General features: G+C 60.9%; 20 protein-coding genes and 1 tRNA gene. 7 read left to right on the top strand and 14 right to left on the bottom strand.

The features are described 5' to 3' along the window. Position 1: 1 nt before the first annotated feature. Positions 2–1,333 carry a diguanylate cyclase domain-containing protein gene (locus tag JK213_RS01460; RefSeq protein ID WP_228125347.1) on the bottom strand — a complete coding sequence of 444 codons (1,332 nt, stop codon included), beginning with the start codon at positions 1,331–1,333 and terminating at the stop codon, positions 2–4. 220 nt (positions 1,334–1,553) lie between these two features. Here JK213_RS01460 and dapD point away from each other — a divergent pair, with 220 nt between their 5' ends. The 3 genes from dapD to JK213_RS01445 are packed head-to-tail and all read left to right on the top strand — an operon-like array spanning position 1,554 to position 4,155. After that, positions 1,554–2,384, top strand: coding sequence for a 2,3,4,5-tetrahydropyridine-2,6-dicarboxylate N-succinyltransferase (gene dapD / locus JK213_RS01455; RefSeq protein WP_099285558.1), 831 nt, complete (start codon positions 1,554–1,556; stop codon positions 2,382–2,384). A gap of 5 nt (positions 2,385–2,389) precedes the next feature. Further along, positions 2,390–3,535, top strand: a complete 1,146-nt coding sequence (dapE, locus tag JK213_RS01450) for a succinyl-diaminopimelate desuccinylase (RefSeq protein ID WP_194261557.1) — start codon at positions 2,390–2,392, stop codon at positions 3,533–3,535. 38 nt (positions 3,536–3,573) lie between these two features. Then, positions 3,574–4,155 (top strand): hypothetical protein, encoded by a 582-nt coding sequence (locus tag JK213_RS01445; protein ID WP_194261556.1) that lies wholly within the window; start codon positions 3,574–3,576, stop codon positions 4,153–4,155. Here JK213_RS01445 and truA read toward each other — a convergent pair. The 3 genes from truA to def are packed head-to-tail and all read right to left on the bottom strand — an operon-like array spanning position 4,152 to position 6,429. Continuing rightward, positions 4,152–4,961 carry a tRNA pseudouridine(38-40) synthase TruA gene (gene truA, locus JK213_RS01440; RefSeq protein ID WP_194261555.1) on the bottom strand — a complete coding sequence of 270 codons (810 nt, stop codon included), beginning with the start codon at positions 4,959–4,961 and terminating at the stop codon, positions 4,152–4,154. The genes JK213_RS01445 and truA overlap by 4 nt on opposite strands. After that, on the bottom strand, positions 4,954–5,868 hold the full coding sequence (fmt, locus tag JK213_RS01435) for a methionyl-tRNA formyltransferase (RefSeq protein ID WP_194261554.1): 915 nt from the start codon (positions 5,866–5,868) through the stop codon (positions 4,954–4,956). Before fmt ends, truA begins: the two co-directional genes overlap by 8 nt. 6 nt (positions 5,869–5,874) lie before the next feature. Next, positions 5,875–6,429 (bottom strand): peptide deformylase, encoded by a 555-nt coding sequence (gene def / locus JK213_RS01430; protein ID WP_194261668.1) that lies wholly within the window; start codon positions 6,427–6,429, stop codon positions 5,875–5,877. Between the two features lie 202 nt (positions 6,430–6,631). Here def and JK213_RS01425 point away from each other — a divergent pair, with 202 nt between their 5' ends. From JK213_RS01425 to JK213_RS01415, 3 genes are all read left to right on the top strand, one after another. Next, complete coding sequence (locus JK213_RS01425; protein WP_077802432.1) at positions 6,632–7,144, top strand: Hsp20 family protein; 513 nt, start codon at positions 6,632–6,634, stop codon at positions 7,142–7,144. A gap of 83 nt (positions 7,145–7,227) precedes the next feature. Continuing rightward, a complete protein-coding gene (locus tag JK213_RS01420) occupies positions 7,228–7,479 on the top strand; it encodes a DUF1150 family protein (RefSeq protein WP_062033464.1) in 252 nt (83 codons plus the stop codon). Between the two features lie 23 nt (positions 7,480–7,502). Beyond that, entirely contained in the window at positions 7,503–7,865 is a 363-nt protein-coding gene (locus JK213_RS01415) for a RidA family protein (protein WP_194261553.1), read from the top strand. A gap of 20 nt (positions 7,866–7,885) precedes the next feature. On the opposite strand, the gene JK213_RS01410 is transcribed toward JK213_RS01415, so the two are convergent. The 10 genes from JK213_RS01410 to JK213_RS01365 form a co-directional block, all read right to left on the bottom strand. Beyond that, a complete protein-coding gene (locus tag JK213_RS01410) occupies positions 7,886–8,692 on the bottom strand; it encodes an aminotransferase class IV (RefSeq protein WP_211571259.1) in 807 nt (268 codons plus the stop codon). Continuing rightward, the gene (locus JK213_RS01405; RefSeq protein WP_322783025.1) at positions 8,689–9,996 is read right to left on the bottom strand and encodes an anthranilate synthase component I family protein; all 1,308 of its coding nucleotides are present in this window, start codon (positions 9,994–9,996) and stop codon (positions 8,689–8,691) included. Before JK213_RS01405 ends, JK213_RS01410 begins: the two co-directional genes overlap by 4 nt. Positions 9,997–10,152: 156 nt before the next feature. Beyond that, complete coding sequence (locus tag JK213_RS01400) at positions 10,153–10,311, bottom strand: hypothetical protein (protein ID WP_194261550.1); 159 nt, start codon at positions 10,309–10,311, stop codon at positions 10,153–10,155. A 77-nt stretch (positions 10,312–10,388) separates the two neighbouring features. Continuing rightward, on the bottom strand, positions 10,389–11,705 hold the full coding sequence (rpoN, locus tag JK213_RS01395; protein ID WP_194261549.1) for an RNA polymerase factor sigma-54: 1,317 nt from the start codon (positions 11,703–11,705) through the stop codon (positions 10,389–10,391). Between the two features lie 9 nt (positions 11,706–11,714). Further along, a complete protein-coding gene (gene lptB / locus JK213_RS01390; protein ID WP_194261548.1) occupies positions 11,715–12,470 on the bottom strand; it encodes an LPS export ABC transporter ATP-binding protein in 756 nt (251 codons plus the stop codon). Continuing rightward, positions 12,467–13,429 carry an LptA/OstA family protein gene (locus JK213_RS01385; protein WP_194261547.1) on the bottom strand — a complete coding sequence of 321 codons (963 nt, stop codon included), beginning with the start codon at positions 13,427–13,429 and terminating at the stop codon, positions 12,467–12,469. Before JK213_RS01385 ends, lptB begins: the two co-directional genes overlap by 4 nt. Next, positions 13,426–14,202, bottom strand: coding sequence for an LPS export ABC transporter periplasmic protein LptC (lptC, locus tag JK213_RS01380; protein WP_194254382.1), 777 nt, complete (start codon positions 14,200–14,202; stop codon positions 13,426–13,428). Before lptC ends, JK213_RS01385 begins: the two co-directional genes overlap by 4 nt. Beyond that, positions 14,199–15,197, bottom strand: coding sequence for an SIS domain-containing protein (locus JK213_RS01375; protein ID WP_194261546.1), 999 nt, complete (start codon positions 15,195–15,197; stop codon positions 14,199–14,201). Before JK213_RS01375 ends, lptC begins: the two co-directional genes overlap by 4 nt. A gap of 18 nt (positions 15,198–15,215) precedes the next feature. Further along, positions 15,216–15,860, bottom strand: a complete 645-nt coding sequence (locus JK213_RS01370; protein ID WP_194261545.1) for a ribonuclease D — start codon at positions 15,858–15,860, stop codon at positions 15,216–15,218. A gap of 62 nt (positions 15,861–15,922) precedes the next feature. Then, positions 15,923–16,009: transfer RNA gene (locus JK213_RS01365), tRNA-Leu, on the bottom strand. A gap of 109 nt (positions 16,010–16,118) precedes the next feature. Between JK213_RS01365 and JK213_RS01360 the strand changes: the two genes are divergently transcribed. Beyond that, positions 16,119–17,105, top strand: coding sequence for a complex I NDUFA9 subunit family protein (locus JK213_RS01360; RefSeq protein WP_194261544.1), 987 nt, complete (start codon positions 16,119–16,121; stop codon positions 17,103–17,105). Positions 17,106–17,196: the final 91 nt, after the last annotated feature.

Here is a 17,196-nt window from a genome sequence, read left to right as displayed (position 1 = left end):
ATTATGGCGCTTCGTGTGAGAAGCGCCATTTTCTGTTTTCGGCCAGTCCTTCCTGTAAAGCCAGCATCCCGCGCTCCAGCAGGCTTTCCGGCGTTTCCTCGGCATTGGCTTCACGGGAGACGAGCCCGAGTTGCAACGGGAGATGAACGGGAGGGTCGATCAGGATGGGAATGCCGTGCGCCGTCATGCGTTCAGCCCGTTCGGCTGCTGCGAAACGATCGCCGCCATCCATCCAGAGCCCGAAAATATTATTACTGATGCGGCCTATTGCGTCCGTGGGACGAACCGCTTTGCGGAGCAGTGCGACGCATTGCCTGAGGGCTTCTTCGCCTGCTTCAAACCCCCGTGTTTTTGAGAGTTCCGTCAGGCCGGGAACGCGCGCGATGATCAGGGTGGCGGGCATAACCTCCTGATCCAGACGGCGGGTGCGGCGGTCTATTTCCGCTTTCAAACCCTGCCAGTTCAGCAGATTGGAGGAAACATCATAGTCGGAATCGAGCAGGATCCGGCGATGAATGCTGTCCAGTTCCCAAAAACCCGCCAGCAGGGAGCAGACGGCCTGACAGAGTTGCTGTTCCGGCAGTGACCATGAGGTCGCGCGCCAGACAACCAGACACATCTGTGCGAGACTGCGGATGTTCTCGCGACAGATCATGGCATAGCGGGTGCCAGCTCTAAAAACGATTGTCCCTGTCTGTGCGGGGGTGGCGGAGAGAACGGCCTGAATGTCGTCTGTCAGACTTGAGGAACTGAACAGAAGTGTTTCGGGAGCTGCCGTATCCAGCAGGGCACCCTCGGCGGCGAGTGGCTCCAGCAGAGCCTCCATGGCGGAAGCAGCGGCTAGTCGGGGTACGATCGCCTTGCGCAAAGCTGTCGTCACGGCAGCAAGAATGGCGATTCCATCGTGTTCGGGGACAGGGACGGATTCGTTTGTAAGGCTGGAAAGGGGCGCGGAAACGGCTGTGAGTGTGCCGCGTGTTCCTGTAATGCGTCCTTCGCTGTCATGAAATGGGCAGGAAGACAAGATCGCGGTCAGAGGCGGCCCTTGCGGGGGCGTGATGGAAGCGGGCGTGCCCGTATGGGGCTGAAGAATATCTACAGAATCGCATAATGCGCTGAAAGGATGCCCGATCAGAGGAGTGGTCGGCTGCCCGAGCCATGTGTCCGGGGAAATGAGAATGATCCGACCGCGGCTGTCTGTCTCGAAGACCAGATCTACCGCCTGATAAAGCAGGGAGCGCCATCGTTCGCGGCTTTCCAGCGTGGACGCCAGCATGTTCCGCAGATCCTGCTGCGTTTTGCCTGCCGCAGATGGATTCACGAACTGGGACATCAAGGAACGTATATCAGGCAAGAGTGACATATCCCGCAGAAAGCTCTAGGTCGGGCCAGCCAGTCAAAGCCCCTCGCTTTCATAAGCTTGACGGATTAAGGATTCATGAACAACGCGCGAATGTGTGTAAGGTGAACTCCGGGGTAAAGATCCGTTGACATGCACCGTCGGGAACCGCATGGTCCGGCGGATTTTCTGCTTTTCTGACCGGAACGACCTGATGCCGAATGCACCCCTTCGTACTGCCATCGAAGCCCTGTGGGAGCGTCGTACGACTCTCAGCGCCCGTACGGAAGGCGAAGACCGCGACGTCGTGGAAAAAGCCCTGTCCGGGCTTGATGCCGGAACCCTGCGTGTCGCCGAGCCTTCCGAAAACGGCTGGGTCGTTCACGAATGGCTGAAGAAAGCCGTTCTTTTGTCGTTCCGTCTGAACGACAGCCGCGTCATGGAACGCGGTTGCGGTGGTGAGCCGGCCTTCGACAAGGTTCCACTGAAGTTTGACGGCTGGGACCAGTTCCGTTTCGCAGAAGCCGGTTTTCGCGCCGTTCCGGGTGCGATCGTGCGCCGTTCCGCCTTTATTGCGCCGAATGTGGTACTGATGCCGAGCTTCGTGAACGTAGGCGCACGCGTCGACAGCGGCACGATGATCGACACCTGGGCGACCGTCGGCTCCTGCGCCCAGATCGGCAAGAACTGCCACATCAGCGGTGGTGCGGGGATCGGCGGCGTGCTGGAGCCGCTGCAGGCTGCTCCGGTTATCATTGAGGACGACTGCTTCATCGGTGCGCGGTCTGAAGTGGCCGAAGGTGTTGTCGTCGAGAAGGGCTCCGTTCTGTCGATGGGTGTGTTCCTTGGCGCGTCCACCAAGATCGTGGACCGTGCGACCGGTGAGATTTTCATGGGCCGGGTCCCGGCCTATTCCGTCGTCATTCCGGGCACGCTGCCGCCGAAAGAGCCGGGTATGCCGTCACTGGCCTGTGCGGTGATCGTCAAGCGTGTGGATGAGCGGACGCGCTCCAAGACCTCCATCAACGACCTCTTGCGCGACTGAGTGTCGTGAGCGGATCACACCTGCCGACAGACCCCGTGACACTGGCGCGGGATCTGCTGCGTTGCCCGTCCGTGACCCCGGCCGATGGAGGCGCGCAGGCGCTTCTGGCAGGTGTGCTGGAGGGGATGGGCTTCGAAGCAGTCCATCTTCCTTTCGGCCCCGCGGAGGCCCCGACGCCCAATCTGTATGCCCGGATGGGGGCGGGCCATCCCGTGCTCTGCTTTGCGGGACATACAGATGTCGTGCCGCCCGGCGAAGGCTGGGCGCATGATCCGTTTGCAGCTGTGGTTCAGGACGGTCGGCTTTATGGACGCGGCATTGCAGACATGAAGGGCGGTGTGGCCTGTTTCGTGGCCGCCGTGGCCCGGCGTCTGGAACAGGGGCCGCTGAACGGCTCCATCTCCCTGCTGATTACGGGAGATGAAGAGGGCCCCGCGCATTTCGGGACGAAGCCAGTCATCGAATGGCTGGCGGAACGCAAAGAGCTTCCGGATTTCTGTCTGCTGGGCGAACCCACGAATCCCGAGGCTCTGGGCGATGTCATCAAGATCGGCCGACGCGGCAGCATGAATGCCGTGGTGACCGTTCAGGGCATTCAGGGGCATGTGGCGTATCCGCATCTGGCGGATAATCCGGTGCACCGTCTCTTGGCAGCGTTCTCCGAACTGACGGCGCGCGAGTTGGATACGGGCAGCGAGTGGTTTGATCCGACTTCGCTTCAGGTCACCAGCATCGACGTGGGTAATCCCGCGACCAATATTATTCCGGCGCAGGCCATCGGGCGGCTGAACATCCGTTTCAATGACCTGCACACCGGGGCCGCTTTAACGGCGTGGATCGAAGATGTCGTCCGGCGTCACGCACCTTCAGCTGATGTGCAGGTGTCCATCAGCGGTGAGGCTTTTCTAACACAGCCTGGAGAGGCCGTAACGTGCCTGTCGGATGCCGTGCGTCAGGTGACGGGGCGTACGCCTCGGCTCGATACCGGCGGCGGTACGTCCGATGCACGCTTCATTTCGCGCTATTGCGAGGTTGCGGAGTTCGGTCTTGTGGGGGCGACCATGCACAAACGGGACGAGCATGTGGGACTTGAAACGCTGGAGGATCTGACGCGGATCTATCAGGCGTTTATAGAAGGATACGGGCTGTGAATTCCGGACGGCAGGGGTCGTTTCCTCCCTCCGGGAACATGGCCATACCGCTGGGTGTGTGGCTTCTGGGGCGCGGGCGCTCCGAAGGGATCAACTGCTTCGCTCCGGGAGCAGGTGCGTTGTTCGCGGCTCTGGCACCCACGATCGCACTGGCGCTCATCGGTGTGTGGATGGCCTTCATGCTGCCTCCTGCCGAACGGGTCATGGGGCTGGTACGGGCGGTGGTGCCGCTGGTCTGCACGCTGTTGCAGCTTGTGGTGTCAGAGCTCTACGCGGTTTTTCTGAGCCGGAAGGGGCTGTGGACGCGCTATGCGACAGCCTCTTTATGGTGTGGCTGGCTGCCGCTGGTCATGCTCATTGTGGCCCAAGGCGTGCTGCATCTTGTGTTTCCAGGGGCTGCGGCCTCCGGTCAGGCGCTGGCCGGTCTCGCCTTCGGGGCACAGCTTTATACGCTGTGGCTGACCTGGTACGTCACGAAAGTCGGGCTTCTGACGACAGGGTGGCAGGCCTTCGTCATGACGCTTCTTCAGACCCTGCCGGTTGCCGCATTCCTCTGGATTCTGTGGCTTCTGCCGCCGCATTACAATGCGGTGGTGGATCTGCTCGGGATCTCGTTTTAGGTCCTGCTGAACGGATTGTCGGGATAGCCGACATCCATCAGGCAAAGTCCTTCCGGCGGGGCTGTCTGTCCTGCGGCGCAGCGGTCTTTCGCTTCGAGAATCTCAATCATTTTTTCGACCGGCCACAGGCCCGCGCCAATCATCATTAGGGTGCCGGCCATGTTGCGGACCTGATGATGCAGGAAGGAGCGCGCCTTCGTGTCGATCATGACCAGTTCGCCCTCGCGACGGATCGTCAGAACGTCCAGCGTACGAACGGGACTTCTGGCCTGACAGGCGACCGCGCGGAAAGACGTAAAATCATGCGGGCCGAGAAGATGGTTCGCGGCCTGCTGCATAAGGTCCACATCCAGCGGACGTTTGATGTGCCACACCCGGTTTTCCATCAGACCCGGACGGGCAGGGCGGTTGAGGATCGTGTAGCGATAGCTGCGCCATGTGGCGGAGAAACGCGCATTCCACTCCGGCCCGACTTGCGCGGCTTCCAGCACGACAACGCGGTGGGGCTTGAGATGATATCCCATGCCGTCGCGGATCTGGCGGGCGTCGATCGGGGCGTCATCCGGGAAATCGAGATGGATGACCATCCCAGCGGCATGGACGCCTGCGTCCGTGCGTCCGGCAGTGATGCTGGGCACGAGCCGGTTGCGGACCAGTTTCGAGGCGGCAGCTTCGATCAGGCTCTGAATGGAGACGCCGTCATTCTGCTTCTGCCAGCCGAGATAGCCGGTGCCGTCATATTCGATGCGTAAGGCCCAGCGGTTCAGGCCGGAAGGTTCATGCTCCTGAGCCTGTGCGTCAGACAAGTCCCATCCCTTTCGGCACGGGCTGACCGCGCAGGAAATCGGCGGCGGACATCATGCTGCGCCCGGGCTTCTGAAGGCGGTCGATTCGAATCGCACCGGTGCTACAGGCGATCGTCAGCGCGCCGTCGAGCGTGGTGCCGGGGGGGGCGTTGTGGACTGCGTCCGGCAGCGGAGTGGCTGTGCCGATTTTCAGCACGACACCATTGAGCGTCGTAAAGGCGCCGGGCCAAGGCGTGAGGCCACGGATCTGACGATCGATCTCGGCTGCCGTGCGCGTCCAGTCGATACGGCCATCATCGCGGGTCAGGCGTTCGGCATAGGTCACGCCGTCTGTGGACTGCGGCACGGGTGTCGGCTGCTCGGCGAGGGCACGCACGACCAGACGGCTCCCGATTTCGGACAAACGGTCATGCAGTGTGCTGGCGGTATCGGTCGCGCTAATGGGCGTGGCCTCCTCCAGCAGAACCGCGCCGGTGTCGAGGCCCTCATCCATCTGCATGATGGAAACGCCGCTTTGCGTGTCGCCTGCGAGGATGGAGGACTGGATGGGCGAAGCCCCACGCCAGCGCGGCAGAAGGCTGGCATGGATGTTCAGACACCCCAGACGCGGAGCGGCCAGCATTTCCTTGGGCAGAATGAGGCCATAGGCGGCGACCACGGCGGCGTCGGCATTCAGGGCTGCAAAAGCGGCGTGCTCCGTTGCGTCCCGGCGAACGCGGGCGGGTGTCCGCACTTCGATTCCGGCGGCTTCAGCGGCTTCATGAACCGGCGAGCGACGCAGCGCCTTGCCACGACCTGCCGGACGCGGTGGTTGTGTGTAGACCGCAACCACCTCGTGACCGGCGTCGAGTAGAGTGTGCAGCGCCGGGACCGAGAAGTCCGGCGTTCCCATGAAAATCAGCCGCATCGGAAATCAGCGCCTTCCGATTTTCTGCTCTTTGGCGAGGCGGCGCATGATCATGTTGCGCTTGAGCGTCGAGAGATGATCGACGAACAGGATGCCGTCGAGATGGTCCATCTCATGCTGGATGCAGGTGGCGAGCAGGCCGGATGCATCACGCTCGATCGTCTCTCCCGCGAGGTTACGATAGCGCACGCGGATCGATTCGGGGCGGACGACTTCGGCATACTGGTTCGGCAACGAAAGACAGCCTTCCTCGCGAGCCGCCATCTGCTCTGAATCCGTAACGATTTCCGGATTGATCAGCAGCATGGGCTCACGCGGCGCGTCTTCTTCGGCCACGTCCACCAGAGCAAAGCGCATGCCAAGACCGACCTGCGGCGCGGCGAGGCCGATGCCGGGGGCCTTGTACATGGCGGAAAACATGCCCGGAAGCTGATCGCGGATGAAGGCGATATCCTCGGGGCGGACCTCACGGGCGACCTCCCGCAGCACGGGCTGGGGGGCGATCAGGATCGGGGTGGGCGGCACATCGTCGATGCCGGACAGGAAATCGAATTCGCTCATGCCCTGCGATGTAGCGAGCACGGGCGTCAAATGCCAGTGCAACATGCAGAGCAACATGCCATTAACGTCGGTTTTGCACGTGCTTGGTTGAGAGCAGAGCTTGCATCCCTAGGGGTGGTCACCATATCGTAGGACCAGCCAGTTGCCGCAGAATGGGACTGGCTCTGTTTTACGTCTCGCTCATGGAGGAGGCTCTCGCCCTATGTCCGGTCGCCTGTTCACGTCCCCGATGTTCCTCGGCTTCGATCACCTCGAGCAGATGCTTGAGCGTGCTGCCAAGTCGACGTCCGATGGCTATCCCCCCTATAATATCGAGCAGCTTAGCTCCACGGCCTTGCGCATTACGCTGGCAGTTGCGGGCTTCGTCATGGACGATCTGCAAATCACGCAGGAAGACAACCAGCTCGTGATTCGCGGGCGTCAGACCGATGACAGTCAGGGGCGCATTTTTCTGCATCGCGGCATTGCGGCGCGGCAGTTCCACAAAGCCTTCGTACTGGCAGAAGGCATCGAAATCGGCGGAGCGTGGCTTGATAACGGCCTGCTGCATATCGATCTTCTGCGTCCCGAGCCCGAAGTTCGGGTCAAGCGGATTGCGATTTCGCAGGGGCGGCGAAGCCCGGCACCGGCTCCGACGGTTCACCACGAAGTGGTGCCGCCCGTCGTGAAGACCCGGCGCACGACGCGTCCTGCGCGCGATATCGACGACGAATAAGACCGGCCGCGCGCTTACAATTTTTACAGACTGAACCCAAGGCCGGGCGGCAGAAGCCGCTGCGGCTCCAAAAGGAAACGGAATTGAACAATCCCTTCGAAAACGGTGATCGTTCGGACGAAAAACTGCCTGCGGATCTGCGCCGCATCACGGGGCCGCAGCTTCTGACGCTGGGCATGTCCCGCCTCGCCTATGTCAGATCCGTCATGCATGAGGGCGAAATGCTCGTGGCCATCCACGCTGCCGACGGCACACCCATGGCCGTTGCAGAAGACGAGGAAAGCGCGCTCGACGCCATCCTTGAGCATGAAATGATCCCGACGCTTCTTCAGTAACCTCTTTCAGAAGGTCCGCCCCCATGAGCAAAAACGCCGATATTTCCCGTCACCTCGAAGAGCAGCGCCTTGCAGGCGTCGTCGTCCATAACGGGCTGGCCTATCTGGCCGGTCAGGTCGCGGACGATGCCACGCTCGATACGGAAGGGCAGACGGTTGATATCCTGCGCCAAATCGACGCGCTTCTGGCCTCGCTGGGAACGGATAAGAGCCGGATCCTGTCGGTGCAGATCTTCCTGACGGATATTTCGGAAATCGGGGCGATGAACCGCGCTTGGGATGCGTGGCTAGACACGGACAGCAAACCAGCCCGTGCCACGGTTGAAGCAAAGCTGGCCGTTCCGGAATGGCGCGTGGAAATGACGGCGATTGCTGCGCTGAAATAAGAGCAATCAGCGGGGGCGGTTCAGGCAGGAAACAGAAACGCTCTCAATCGACGGTCCAGTTCTGCGTGCAGGGGCAGATCATGGCCGTCGATGCTCGAAACGGCTGTCAGGGACAACGCATTGACCAGCCAAGCCCCCGTCACCGTTTTGAGGTCCTGCGGCAGAAGACAGCTTTCCATGCAGAAACCGCCGTCCAGCAGTCGGGCGCGGGACGTTCCCGGCAGGGCGCCGTCAGCGATGGGGGGCGTTTGCAAGCATCCCCCCCGCAAAAACAGGACGTTCGCAGCACTGGCTTCTGCAATAGCCCCTGTCGTGCCCAGAAGAAGCGCATCGTCCAGTCCTACTGCGACGGCTTCCATGCGGCTCATAACGGAGAGCAGACAGGCCAGCGATTTGACACGTGCCAGTGGAGAATCCCCGTCCCGCCGGTAGCGGCTGAGGCCCAGCCGGACCGGAGCAGGCACAGTCATTATGGAAGCCGTGGCCTGAATGAGAACTGTCGGATGCGGCATAGCAGGTGGCACAAGGCCACGCGGTCCGGTGCCTCGTGTGACTGTCAGGCGCAGCGATCCGTCTGACAGATTTGTGGTATGCAGTAGGTCGGATACGGCCTGTGTCAGTAGCGTCCGGTCCGGTGAAGGCAGGCTGAGGATCGCGCACCCTTCTTCCAGCCGCGCGAAATGACGTGCCAGATGAGGCGTTTGTCCGTTAGCAACGCGGATTGTTTCAAACAGACCATCGGAGAGCAGAAATCCCCGGTCATTCGGGGCAATATGGGCATCTGTAATGTTCAGAAGGCGCCCGTTGAGCCAGACTGTCGTGCTCATGCTTCAAACGCTTTCAGGATCGGGGCGACTTTCAGAAGCATTTCCTCATATTCCCGCATCGGATCGGACAGCACGGTAATGCCGCCCCCTGCGCCGACGGAGACGGTATCGCCCGATCTCGCCAGACTGCGGATGATGACGGAACTGTCCATCGCACCATCATTTCCGATACGGAACAGGCTGCCGCAATAGGCCCCACGGGCCGAGGCTTCCAGCAGGTCGATGATCTCCATGGCCCGTTTTTTCGGTGCCCCCGTAACGGAACCCGGCGGAAGCGTGGCCTGAAGCAGATCAATGGCGTCCAGTTCGGGGCGAAGCTGTCCCTGAACGGCCGAGACCAGATGTAGGACATGCGGGAACTGCTCAACCTTCGAGAGTTGCGGAACACGGACGGAGCCGATCTCCGAAACACGACCAATATCGTTCCGCATCAGATCCGTAATCATCAGGTTTTCGGCAAGCTCTTTTTCGTCCGCAGCCAGTGTCCGGCTGTTCCGGGCTGTGTCTTCCAGAGTGTGTCCGAGGGCAATGGTGCCCTTAATAGGGCGCGTCTCGATCAGGCCGCCCCGCGAGAGTGAAATGAACCGTTCCACAGACGCACTGAGCAGCGAAAAATCGGGTGTTTTCAGATAGGCCCCGAACGGAGCCGCGGAGGTCTGGCGCAGTGTCCGATAGGCAGCCAGTTCATCGAAATCGCCCGCACAGTTCGCAACCCAGCGCATCGTCAGATTGGCCTGAAAAATATCCCCGGCCCGAATGAAATCGACAATGCTGCGAACTGCATCCGTCCAGACATCCCGGGACTGTTCAGGCGCAAAGTGCAGGGGAGTTGCTGTGAGGCTGACGACGTGTTGGGTCAGATCAGGGAGGACCGGGTTTCCAGTCTGACTGATCCACCAGCAGCGTTCTTCATGCCGGTCGAACGCCAGTACGTCCGTAAAGGAGGTCGCAACCAGTCTGGGCGCGGAAGAAACATGACGGGACGGGACATTTTCAAGCGCCATGCCTGCTTCGTAGCTCACCATTCCGATTACCCCGCCCGTAAAGGGGATGACGCCCTCGGCCTCGGGGAAACGGCGCGCGGCAGCGGTCATATCGCGAAGGTGCGTCCAGACATCGCCTTCTACGGACACACCGTTCCGGCAAAGGCTTTCTCCCTGCCATTCGAGGGTCTCGGCAGGAGACAGGCAGAGAAAGGACCAGCGGGCCCGACCGTCCGTGTCCAGCCCCCCGCTATCGAGAAAAGCGGCCCAAGGGGCAGCTTTCATGGCAGAAAGTGCCTGTTCGGGAGGTTTCCAGGGAATTTCAATGAGAGACAGTGGGAATATCCTGCTTCGACGTCATGGAGACATGATGCAGGACGCTAGCCATCAAAGCACAGGATGGGAAGGTTCGGTATTCTGTCAAAATGAGACCATTGTTCCCGACAGAATGCCGCCAAAGGCAAAACAGGGATGTGATCAGTCCTGAAGTTCAGCCTGGATTTTCTTGATTTCGGCTTTGAGGGCATGAATGCGTTCGGGATCGGATTTTTCAGCGCGGGCAAGGTCGCGCTCAACTTCTTTGAGGCGCTGTTCGAGTTTCTGCTGAAAAGGCAGTGCGTGAGAATGATCGGCCATGAAATGTAATTCCTTGTCAGAACATGAAGCGAAGAGTGTGTTGCTCTTAGTTAAACATGGTTTGACATAAATACTTTTCAAGATGTCCGGCGCAGTCGCTTGCGCTGGCTGGACTTCGCAATGCCAAGCCCCTCACGATATTTCGCAACGGTGCGGCGTTGAATGGAGAAGCCTTCTTTTTGCAGAAGGGTCGTCAGGGCATCATCGGACAGAACATTGTCCCCTTCCGCCGAGACGAGCGCCTGTAGGCGATGCTGGATCGCATGGGCGCTCTGGGAGGTTCCGTCTTCGGACGTCAGGGCTGTAGAAAAAAATAGCTTGAGCGGGACGGTGCCCTGTGGCGTGTCGATATATTTGCTGCTCACGATGCGGCTGATGGTGCTTTCGTGCAGATCCGTGCGCTCGGCGATGTCGCGCATGGTCAGCGGGCGCAGAGCGCTGGGACCATCGCGCAGGAAATCGGCCTGATGCTGCACAATGGCGCGACCAACCGCGAGCAGGGACTGCTTGCGGCTGTCCAGCGCGCGGATTAGGGCCGTGGCCTCTGCCGCACAGACAAGGAGTGCCTTATCAGCGTCCGTGCGCCCGTCGAGCTGCGCGCGCATCGTGTCATCAAACCGAAGTTGCGGCAGCAGGCGCGTATTGAGAGTCAGACGGAAGCCAGCGCCGTTGGGACGGACGATTAGATCGGGTTCGATGGGGGGCTCGGGCGGTGGCAGGGTCAGGCCTGGACGCGGGTCGAGTGCCTGAATCTCGGCGAGCATCTCCAGCAGATCGTCCTGCTCAAGAGCGCATTTCTCGCGCAGCCTGCGCCAGTCCCGCCGTGCGAGAAGGTCAAGATTATCGAGCAAAACCTGCATCGCGGGATCAAGGCGATTTCGGACGCGGAGTTGTGCGGCCAGACATTCTTCAAGCGATCTGGCGAAAAGCCCGACAGGTTCAAAATGCATGAGACTTTGACGGATGGCTTCGAGCCTTGTCGCCTCCATGCGAAGGTCGCCTGCAAGATCCGCTACCGAAACGGGGAGGCGACCGCTTTCATCCAGACTGTCCAGAAGATGCAGTGCCGCATCCTGTTCGTCCGCAGGAAAAGAGAGGCGAATCTGAAGGATCAGATCGTCCCGGGCCGATGGAGGCGGGGCTGCGGCTTCCGGGCGATCAGAGGCCGTGGTGAAGCGGTCCGGGTCGTCGTCGTGAAACTCTTCCGAAGACGGTGCAGCTTCGGGCGCTGTGTCGCCGGGCTCCAGAATGAGAAGCGGATTGGTTTCGCAGACCTGTCGCAGATGCTGGGCGAGGTCGAGCTGCGTATATTGCAGCAGGGCAATCGCCTGACGCAGCTGGGGCGTCATGACGAGAGACTGCGACTGACGCTGGATCAGACCCGGGACAAGCATCCCGGCATGTTACAGCGAGAAATTCTCTCCGAGATAGACCCGGCGGACATCTTCGTTCGCAACGATGGCTTCGGGCGTACCTTCCATCAACACCTGACCGCCATGCATGATATAGGCGCGATCAATAACTTCGAGCGTTTCGCGGACGTTATGGTCCGTAATCAGCACGCCGATACCACGATCCTTAAGGTGAGAGACGAGATCGCGGATTTCTCCGACGGCGATCGGATCAATACCCGCAAGCGGTTCGTCGAGCAGGATGTAGTTCGGCTGACTGGCCAGCGCACGGGCAATTTCCAGTCGACGGCGCTCACCACCGGACAGGGCCAGCGAAGGGGAGCGGCGCAGATGGGTGATACCGAATTCAGCCAGAAGGCCGTTGAGCATCAGGTCCCGCTTTTCCGGGTCGGGCTCGACGACCTCAAGGGCGGCCATGATGTTTTGCTCGACATTCAGGCCACGGAAAATACTGGCTTCCTGTGGCAGGTAGCCAACACCGAGGCGCGCGCGGCGATACATCGGCAGCTGCGTGATGTCGGCGCCATCCAGCGTGATGGTGCCGGTATCGGGCTGAACGAGACCGACGATCATATAAAAGCTGGTCGTCTTGCCGGCGCCGTTTGGGCCAAGGAGACCGACCGCCTCGCCGCGCTGCACTTGAAGCGAAACGTTTTTGACGACGGCGCGTTTCTTGTAAGATTTGCCGATACCGCTTGCGACCAGACCGGTTGCGGGCGGCTGAGAGGGGATATGTCTGTCTGTCACTTGGGTGCCTGGCTGCTGTTGGCCTCGTTTGGCACGACGAGCCCCTGAATAGGGGAATCCGTGCCCGGCAACATGGTTGCGATGCCGGTCTTCATGTTCACGATGGCCTGCGAGCCATTGTTCTGGTTCTGCCCCTGCGTGACATGCACATGGCCGATCAGGCGGGCGATCTGGGTATCGAAAACATAGACGCCACGATCGCCCGTGGCGGTCTGGGTCGGTGTCCGCAGAACGACATGCCCCCAGCCATAGGCCCGGTCGAGCTTCGAGGAACCACCGCTCATCGGATTGGACGAATCCGCTGCCCCGGCCTGTCCCGGTTTTGCAGACTGTCCCGGAGCAGGCGCATCGTTAGGTTTGCTGAATGAGACGAGCACATCTGCCTTGACCTGCTTGCCGTCATTGGTTGTGACGGTCGCATCGCCCCGGCCAACCGACATGCGCGTCTTGGCGTGATATTCCATGACGTCGCGGGCCGTCAGAACGTCCTGCGGCGTCGTCAGTTTCAGATGCTTGCCGGTCATGACCATGACGCCCTGATCCATGTCGTACAGCGCATGATCGCCCCAGCCCTGATCGGTCTGGTTGTAGATATGGACATTGCCGCGCGCCTCGATCCGGTACAGTTCAAGCGAACCGCCCATCGGATCATTGCTGCTGGCGCTTTTGCCGTCGGCCGGTGTCGGCGCAGGAGCGGGCTGTCCGGGAGCAGGCACTTTCTTGCGCAGATATCCGATCAGCGTATCCGCATCGACGGTCGTATCCCCGCGCACGGCCCGCGCTCCGCCCGTGAGTGTCACGGTCTGGGCATTGCGGTCGTAGACTTCTTCCTTTTTCCAGAAAAGCTGCACGGCTTCCCCGTGGGACATGTCCAGCCCGTCCGCATAGGCAGGAGCGGAGGGAAGAGCCAGAGGAAGGGCGATCAGGAAGGGAAGGAAGGCTGCGGAACGGCGGGTCATTTCTCTGTCTTCAGTCCTTGCAGGTGCAGGCGGGCCGCCGCACTCGGAGGGCCGTTGTCATCGTTGCGGACCGTCAGTCCGGGGCCCGTAAACTGCATGATACCCGCATGCTGGTCCAGAAAATAGCCTTGGGCATCCTGCGTGCCGAACGGACCTTCCGCATGGACCCAGTCCCGCGAGGCGATGACGTCCGCCTTGAGGTCCAGATCGGCGGAGGGGCCATTCAGGAGAAAACCATCGTCGCGGTAGAGCACGACGTTGTCGTCAAGATCGAGCGTCTGTTCGTGCTGCATATAGACGCCGCGATCAGCCTTGATATGTGCCCAGGAATTGCCCGAAAGCTGGATGTCGGCAACCGGCTCTACCAGGTCCACGCGATCCGGGCCCTGCTGGTGGGTGGTGCGGGCCGTGATCATGTAAAGATGGTCGTGGGCGTCGAGGCCGCGATAGGTGGCCTGTTCCATGTTGCCGCTTTCCACGCGCAGGCGGGCCATTTCCTTCAGGGCGGCGCGGTTCTGGTTCATGAGATGGGAGATCTCGGGCCAGGCCGCGATGGAACTGAGGAGGACGAGAGCGAGCCCCGGGAGTGCCCATTTAGCGAATCCCAGAAGCGAGCGGCGTCGGGCGAGTTCCTGAGCGTTGGGGGCTTGGCGGATCCGCTGGAAGGCGGCGCGGCGCAGGTTGTCGAGACGGGCGAGGCTCTCTGTCCGGTTCGGGTCGAAATCTTCCCGGCGGATGCGGTGTTCGCCGTTATCAGGCGTGGGGTCGCTCATGACAGGCCGCTTCGCAGGAGGTCGTGAATATGGACGATTCCCGCAGGGCGGCGTCCTGCGTCCACGATGAATATGCTCGTGATGGGGCGCTCGCGCTGGTTCATAAGATGCAACACGTCCTGCGCCAGCGTGTCGGCACGTGCAGTGATGGGGGCGGGATTCATGACGTCCGCGGCCGTGGTCGCGTCGAGGTCGCCGGAGAGGGCGCGGCGCAGATCGGCGTCTGTGATGAGGCCCTGAAGTTCACCATTGTCATCAATGACACCCATGCACCCGAATGACTTGCGTGTCATCTCGAGAATGACGGAGCGGAGCGGGAGGCTGCCCTGTCCAAGGGGCAGAGCGTCGCCGGTATGCATGAGGTCGCTGATCGGGCGCAGGCGCGCCCCGAGAAGCCCTCCGGGGTGAAAAGCGCCGAAATCGCGGGCGGTGAAACCGCGCTTTTCCAGCAAGGCAATGGCGAGTGCGTCGCCCAGAGCCAGTTGCAGCAGAGTGCTCGTCGTTGGCGCCAGCCCCATCGGGCAGGCTTCGGCGCTGGTGGGCAGGACCAGCGGGATCTGTGCGGCACGGGCGAGGGCCGAGGTGCCGACGGCGGTCACAGCGATCACGCAGTGATTCTGTCGGGTGGCATAGGCCAGAATCGCGGCAAGTTCTGCGGTTTCGCCCGAATTGGAGAAAGCGAGGATCAGATCGCCGGGCGCTACCATCCCAAGATCGCCATGTGCGGCTTCAGCGGGGTGCAGAAACAGCGACGGGGTGCCCGTAGAGGCGAGGGTTGCCTGAATTTTGCGGGCGATATGACCTGATTTCCCGATTCCGGTCACGATCAGACGCGCGCGACTTTCTGCGATGCGGTCAACGGCTTCGCTGAACGCAACTCCGAGCGGGCCAGAGAGGGCCTGTTCGAGCGCTTCCAGCCCTTTGCGTTCGATGGAGACGGTCTGGCGGGCCGATTCCAGAGCGGTGCGGGAAAAACCGGGCGACGGGCGGTGCATGATCAGTCGGGCCGGAATTCAGGCGCGGTGCGAGAAAATGTCGGACTCGTCGTAGCCCAGCAGGTCGAGGCGGCAGCGGGCCGGAAGGAAATCGTAGCAGGATTGCGCGAGGTCGCGTCGGTTTTCACGGATCAGCATGGCTTCGAGCTTATCCCACAATGCGTGAAGATGCAGCACGTCCGATGCGGCATAGCGAAGCTGATCGGGGGTGAGGGTCTCGGCACCCCAGTCAGAGCTCTGCTGATGCTTGGAGATTTCGACGCCGAGGAGGTCCCGGCACAGATAGGCCAGACCGTGACGGTCCGTGAAGGTATAGACCAGCCGGGCGGCGATTTTGGTGCAGATGACAGACGGGATCGTAATATTGAAGGCGTTCTGCAGGACTGCGACGTCAAAGCGTGCGTAATGCATCAGCTTGGTGACGGAATCGTCTGTCAGGAGCGCTTTAAGGTTTGGGCAGTCATAGCCCCGGCCACCCATGGAGACCGGTTTGATCTGCACAAGATGGGCTTCGCCATCGCCGGCTGAGAGCTGGATGAGGCAGAGGCGGTCACGATGGGGATTGAGACCCATGGTCTCGGTATCGATGGCAACGACAGGGCCAAGATCAAAGTCATCCGGCAGATCGCCGTCATGAAGATGGATGGCGTCTTGCGAACTCATTTGTCGTCACCAAATTTTTTTGATCACCAGAGGATCGAGGCGATTGATCGCCTGATCGTCTGTGGTGCCCAGAAGAAGACTCGAACTTCCACGTCCTTTCGGACACAGGTACCTGAAACCTGCGCGTCTACCAATTCCGCCATCTGGGCTCAGAAAGCACCGGAGTTTTTTCAGTTTCCTGAAGCATCCCGGCTCGGTGAAGAGGCGTTTACCCCTCCACGTATGGGGCGTCAACAGCCAACTGAAAGAAAAATGCAAATGCGTAGAAATTTTTCCGTGGACGGGACGTCGAGTGGAGAGGGAACAGGCCGCAGTCCAAGGGTTGTGGCGGTTCTGGGCGGAGGAGGCTTTGTCGGGCGCGAACTTGTCGGACGGCTCGTGGCCTTGGGGCACGTCGTGCGGGTGGGGAGCCGAAACCCCGAAGACGATCAGGGACTGGCGCGGTTTCCGGGTGACGGGCGTGTGGAGTTCATCAAGGCATCCGTGAATGACGCTGCTGCGCTGGAGCGTGTGTTTGCCGGGGCTGATGTGGGGATCAATCTGGTGTCCATCATGTCGCCGGACGTGCAGGCGATGCATCGGGTCAATGTGGAAGGGGCGCGACTTGCGGCGCTCGTGGCGCGGCGTGAGGGCGTGGGGCAATACCTGCATATGTCGGCCATCGGCGCGTCGCTGACGTCGCCGGGGAATTACGGGCGCAGCAAGGGACTGGCCGAAAGGATGGTGCGGGAGGTCTTTCCCGAGGCGGTTATGTTGCGGCCTTCGGTGATTTTCGGGCCGCAGGACAGTTTCTTCAACATGTTCGCGCTGATTGCGAAGCTCTCCCCGGTTCTGCCGGTGTTTGAGCCAAAGACGCGGTTTCAGCCGGTCTATGTTGGTGATGTGGCGCGGGCGATCGTCACACTGACTGAGCCGGGGCACGAAGGTCTGACTGTCGAAGCAGGTGGACCGGATGTTCTGAGCATGAAGGACTTGATGGCGTTCGTTCTGGAGGCGTCGGGGCGTCATCGGATTCTGGTGTCTGTGCCGGGATGGGCGGCGAAACTGGAGGCCGATGTTCTTGAGTCGCTGCCGGGACATTTGCTGACGCGCGATCAGGTGGCGATGATGGGCGTGGACAATGTGGTGCAGCAGGGAGCGGTCGATCTTCAGGCGCTTGGGATCAGGCCTGCGGCGATGCGGAGTATCGTTCCAGACTATCTGAGGGGAAGTGTTTGTGAGAGCTGGCGGCGTTTCCGAAAGTGATTAGTCCGTTTCGGACCTAAAAATCTGTGTGAAAAATGGCTCATACGACAAGAAGATGGGTCATTTCGCACGAAAGGTCAGCATTACTGAC

The sequence above is a fragment of the Gluconobacter sp. Dm-44 genome, assembly GCF_018256175.1.
In the GTDB taxonomy this organism is placed as follows: domain Bacteria; phylum Pseudomonadota; class Alphaproteobacteria; order Acetobacterales; family Acetobacteraceae; genus Gluconobacter; species Gluconobacter cadivus.
The sequence above is the reverse complement of the archived record's forward strand: the minus strand, read 5'-3'. Positions and strand labels throughout refer to the sequence as shown.

Bases quoted from the DNA above. Each gene is read 5' to 3' on its own strand.
- JK213_RS01445 (WP_194261556.1), top strand. From the start codon at position 3,574: ATGGCCATACCGCTGGGTGTGTGGCTTCTGGGGCGCGGGCGCTCCGAA.
- fmt (WP_194261554.1), bottom strand. From the start codon at position 5,868: ATGCGGCTGATTTTCATGGGAACGCCGGACTTCTCGGTCCCGGCGCTG.
- rpoN (WP_194261549.1), bottom strand. From the start codon at position 11,705: ATGCTTGTCCCGGGTCTGATCCAGCGTCAGTCGCAGTCTCTCGTCATG.
- JK213_RS01425 (WP_077802432.1), top strand. From the start codon at position 6,632: ATGTCCGGTCGCCTGTTCACGTCCCCGATGTTCCTCGGCTTCGATCAC.
- JK213_RS01415 (WP_194261553.1), top strand. From the start codon at position 7,503: ATGAGCAAAAACGCCGATATTTCCCGTCACCTCGAAGAGCAGCGCCTT.
- def (WP_194261668.1), bottom strand. From the start codon at position 6,429: ATGAGCGAATTCGATTTCCTGTCCGGCATCGACGATGTGCCGCCCACC.
- JK213_RS01460 (WP_228125347.1), bottom strand. From the start codon at position 1,333: ATGTCCCAGTTCGTGAATCCATCTGCGGCAGGCAAAACGCAGCAGGAT.
- JK213_RS01400 (WP_194261550.1), bottom strand. From the start codon at position 10,311: ATGGCCGATCATTCTCACGCACTGCCTTTTCAGCAGAAACTCGAACAG.
- dapD (WP_099285558.1), top strand. From the start codon at position 1,554: ATGCCGAATGCACCCCTTCGTACTGCCATCGAAGCCCTGTGGGAGCGT.
- lptC (WP_194254382.1), bottom strand. From the start codon at position 14,202: ATGAGCGACCCCACGCCTGATAACGGCGAACACCGCATCCGCCGGGAA.
- JK213_RS01385 (WP_194261547.1), bottom strand. From the start codon at position 13,429: ATGACCCGCCGTTCCGCAGCCTTCCTTCCCTTCCTGATCGCCCTTCCT.
- JK213_RS01375 (WP_194261546.1), bottom strand. From the start codon at position 15,197: ATGCACCGCCCGTCGCCCGGTTTTTCCCGCACCGCTCTGGAATCGGCC.
- JK213_RS01360 (WP_194261544.1), top strand. From the start codon at position 16,119: ATGCGTAGAAATTTTTCCGTGGACGGGACGTCGAGTGGAGAGGGAACA.
- JK213_RS01370 (WP_194261545.1), bottom strand. From the start codon at position 15,860: ATGAGTTCGCAAGACGCCATCCATCTTCATGACGGCGATCTGCCGGAT.
- JK213_RS01410 (WP_211571259.1), bottom strand. From the start codon at position 8,692: ATGAGCACGACAGTCTGGCTCAACGGGCGCCTTCTGAACATTACAGAT.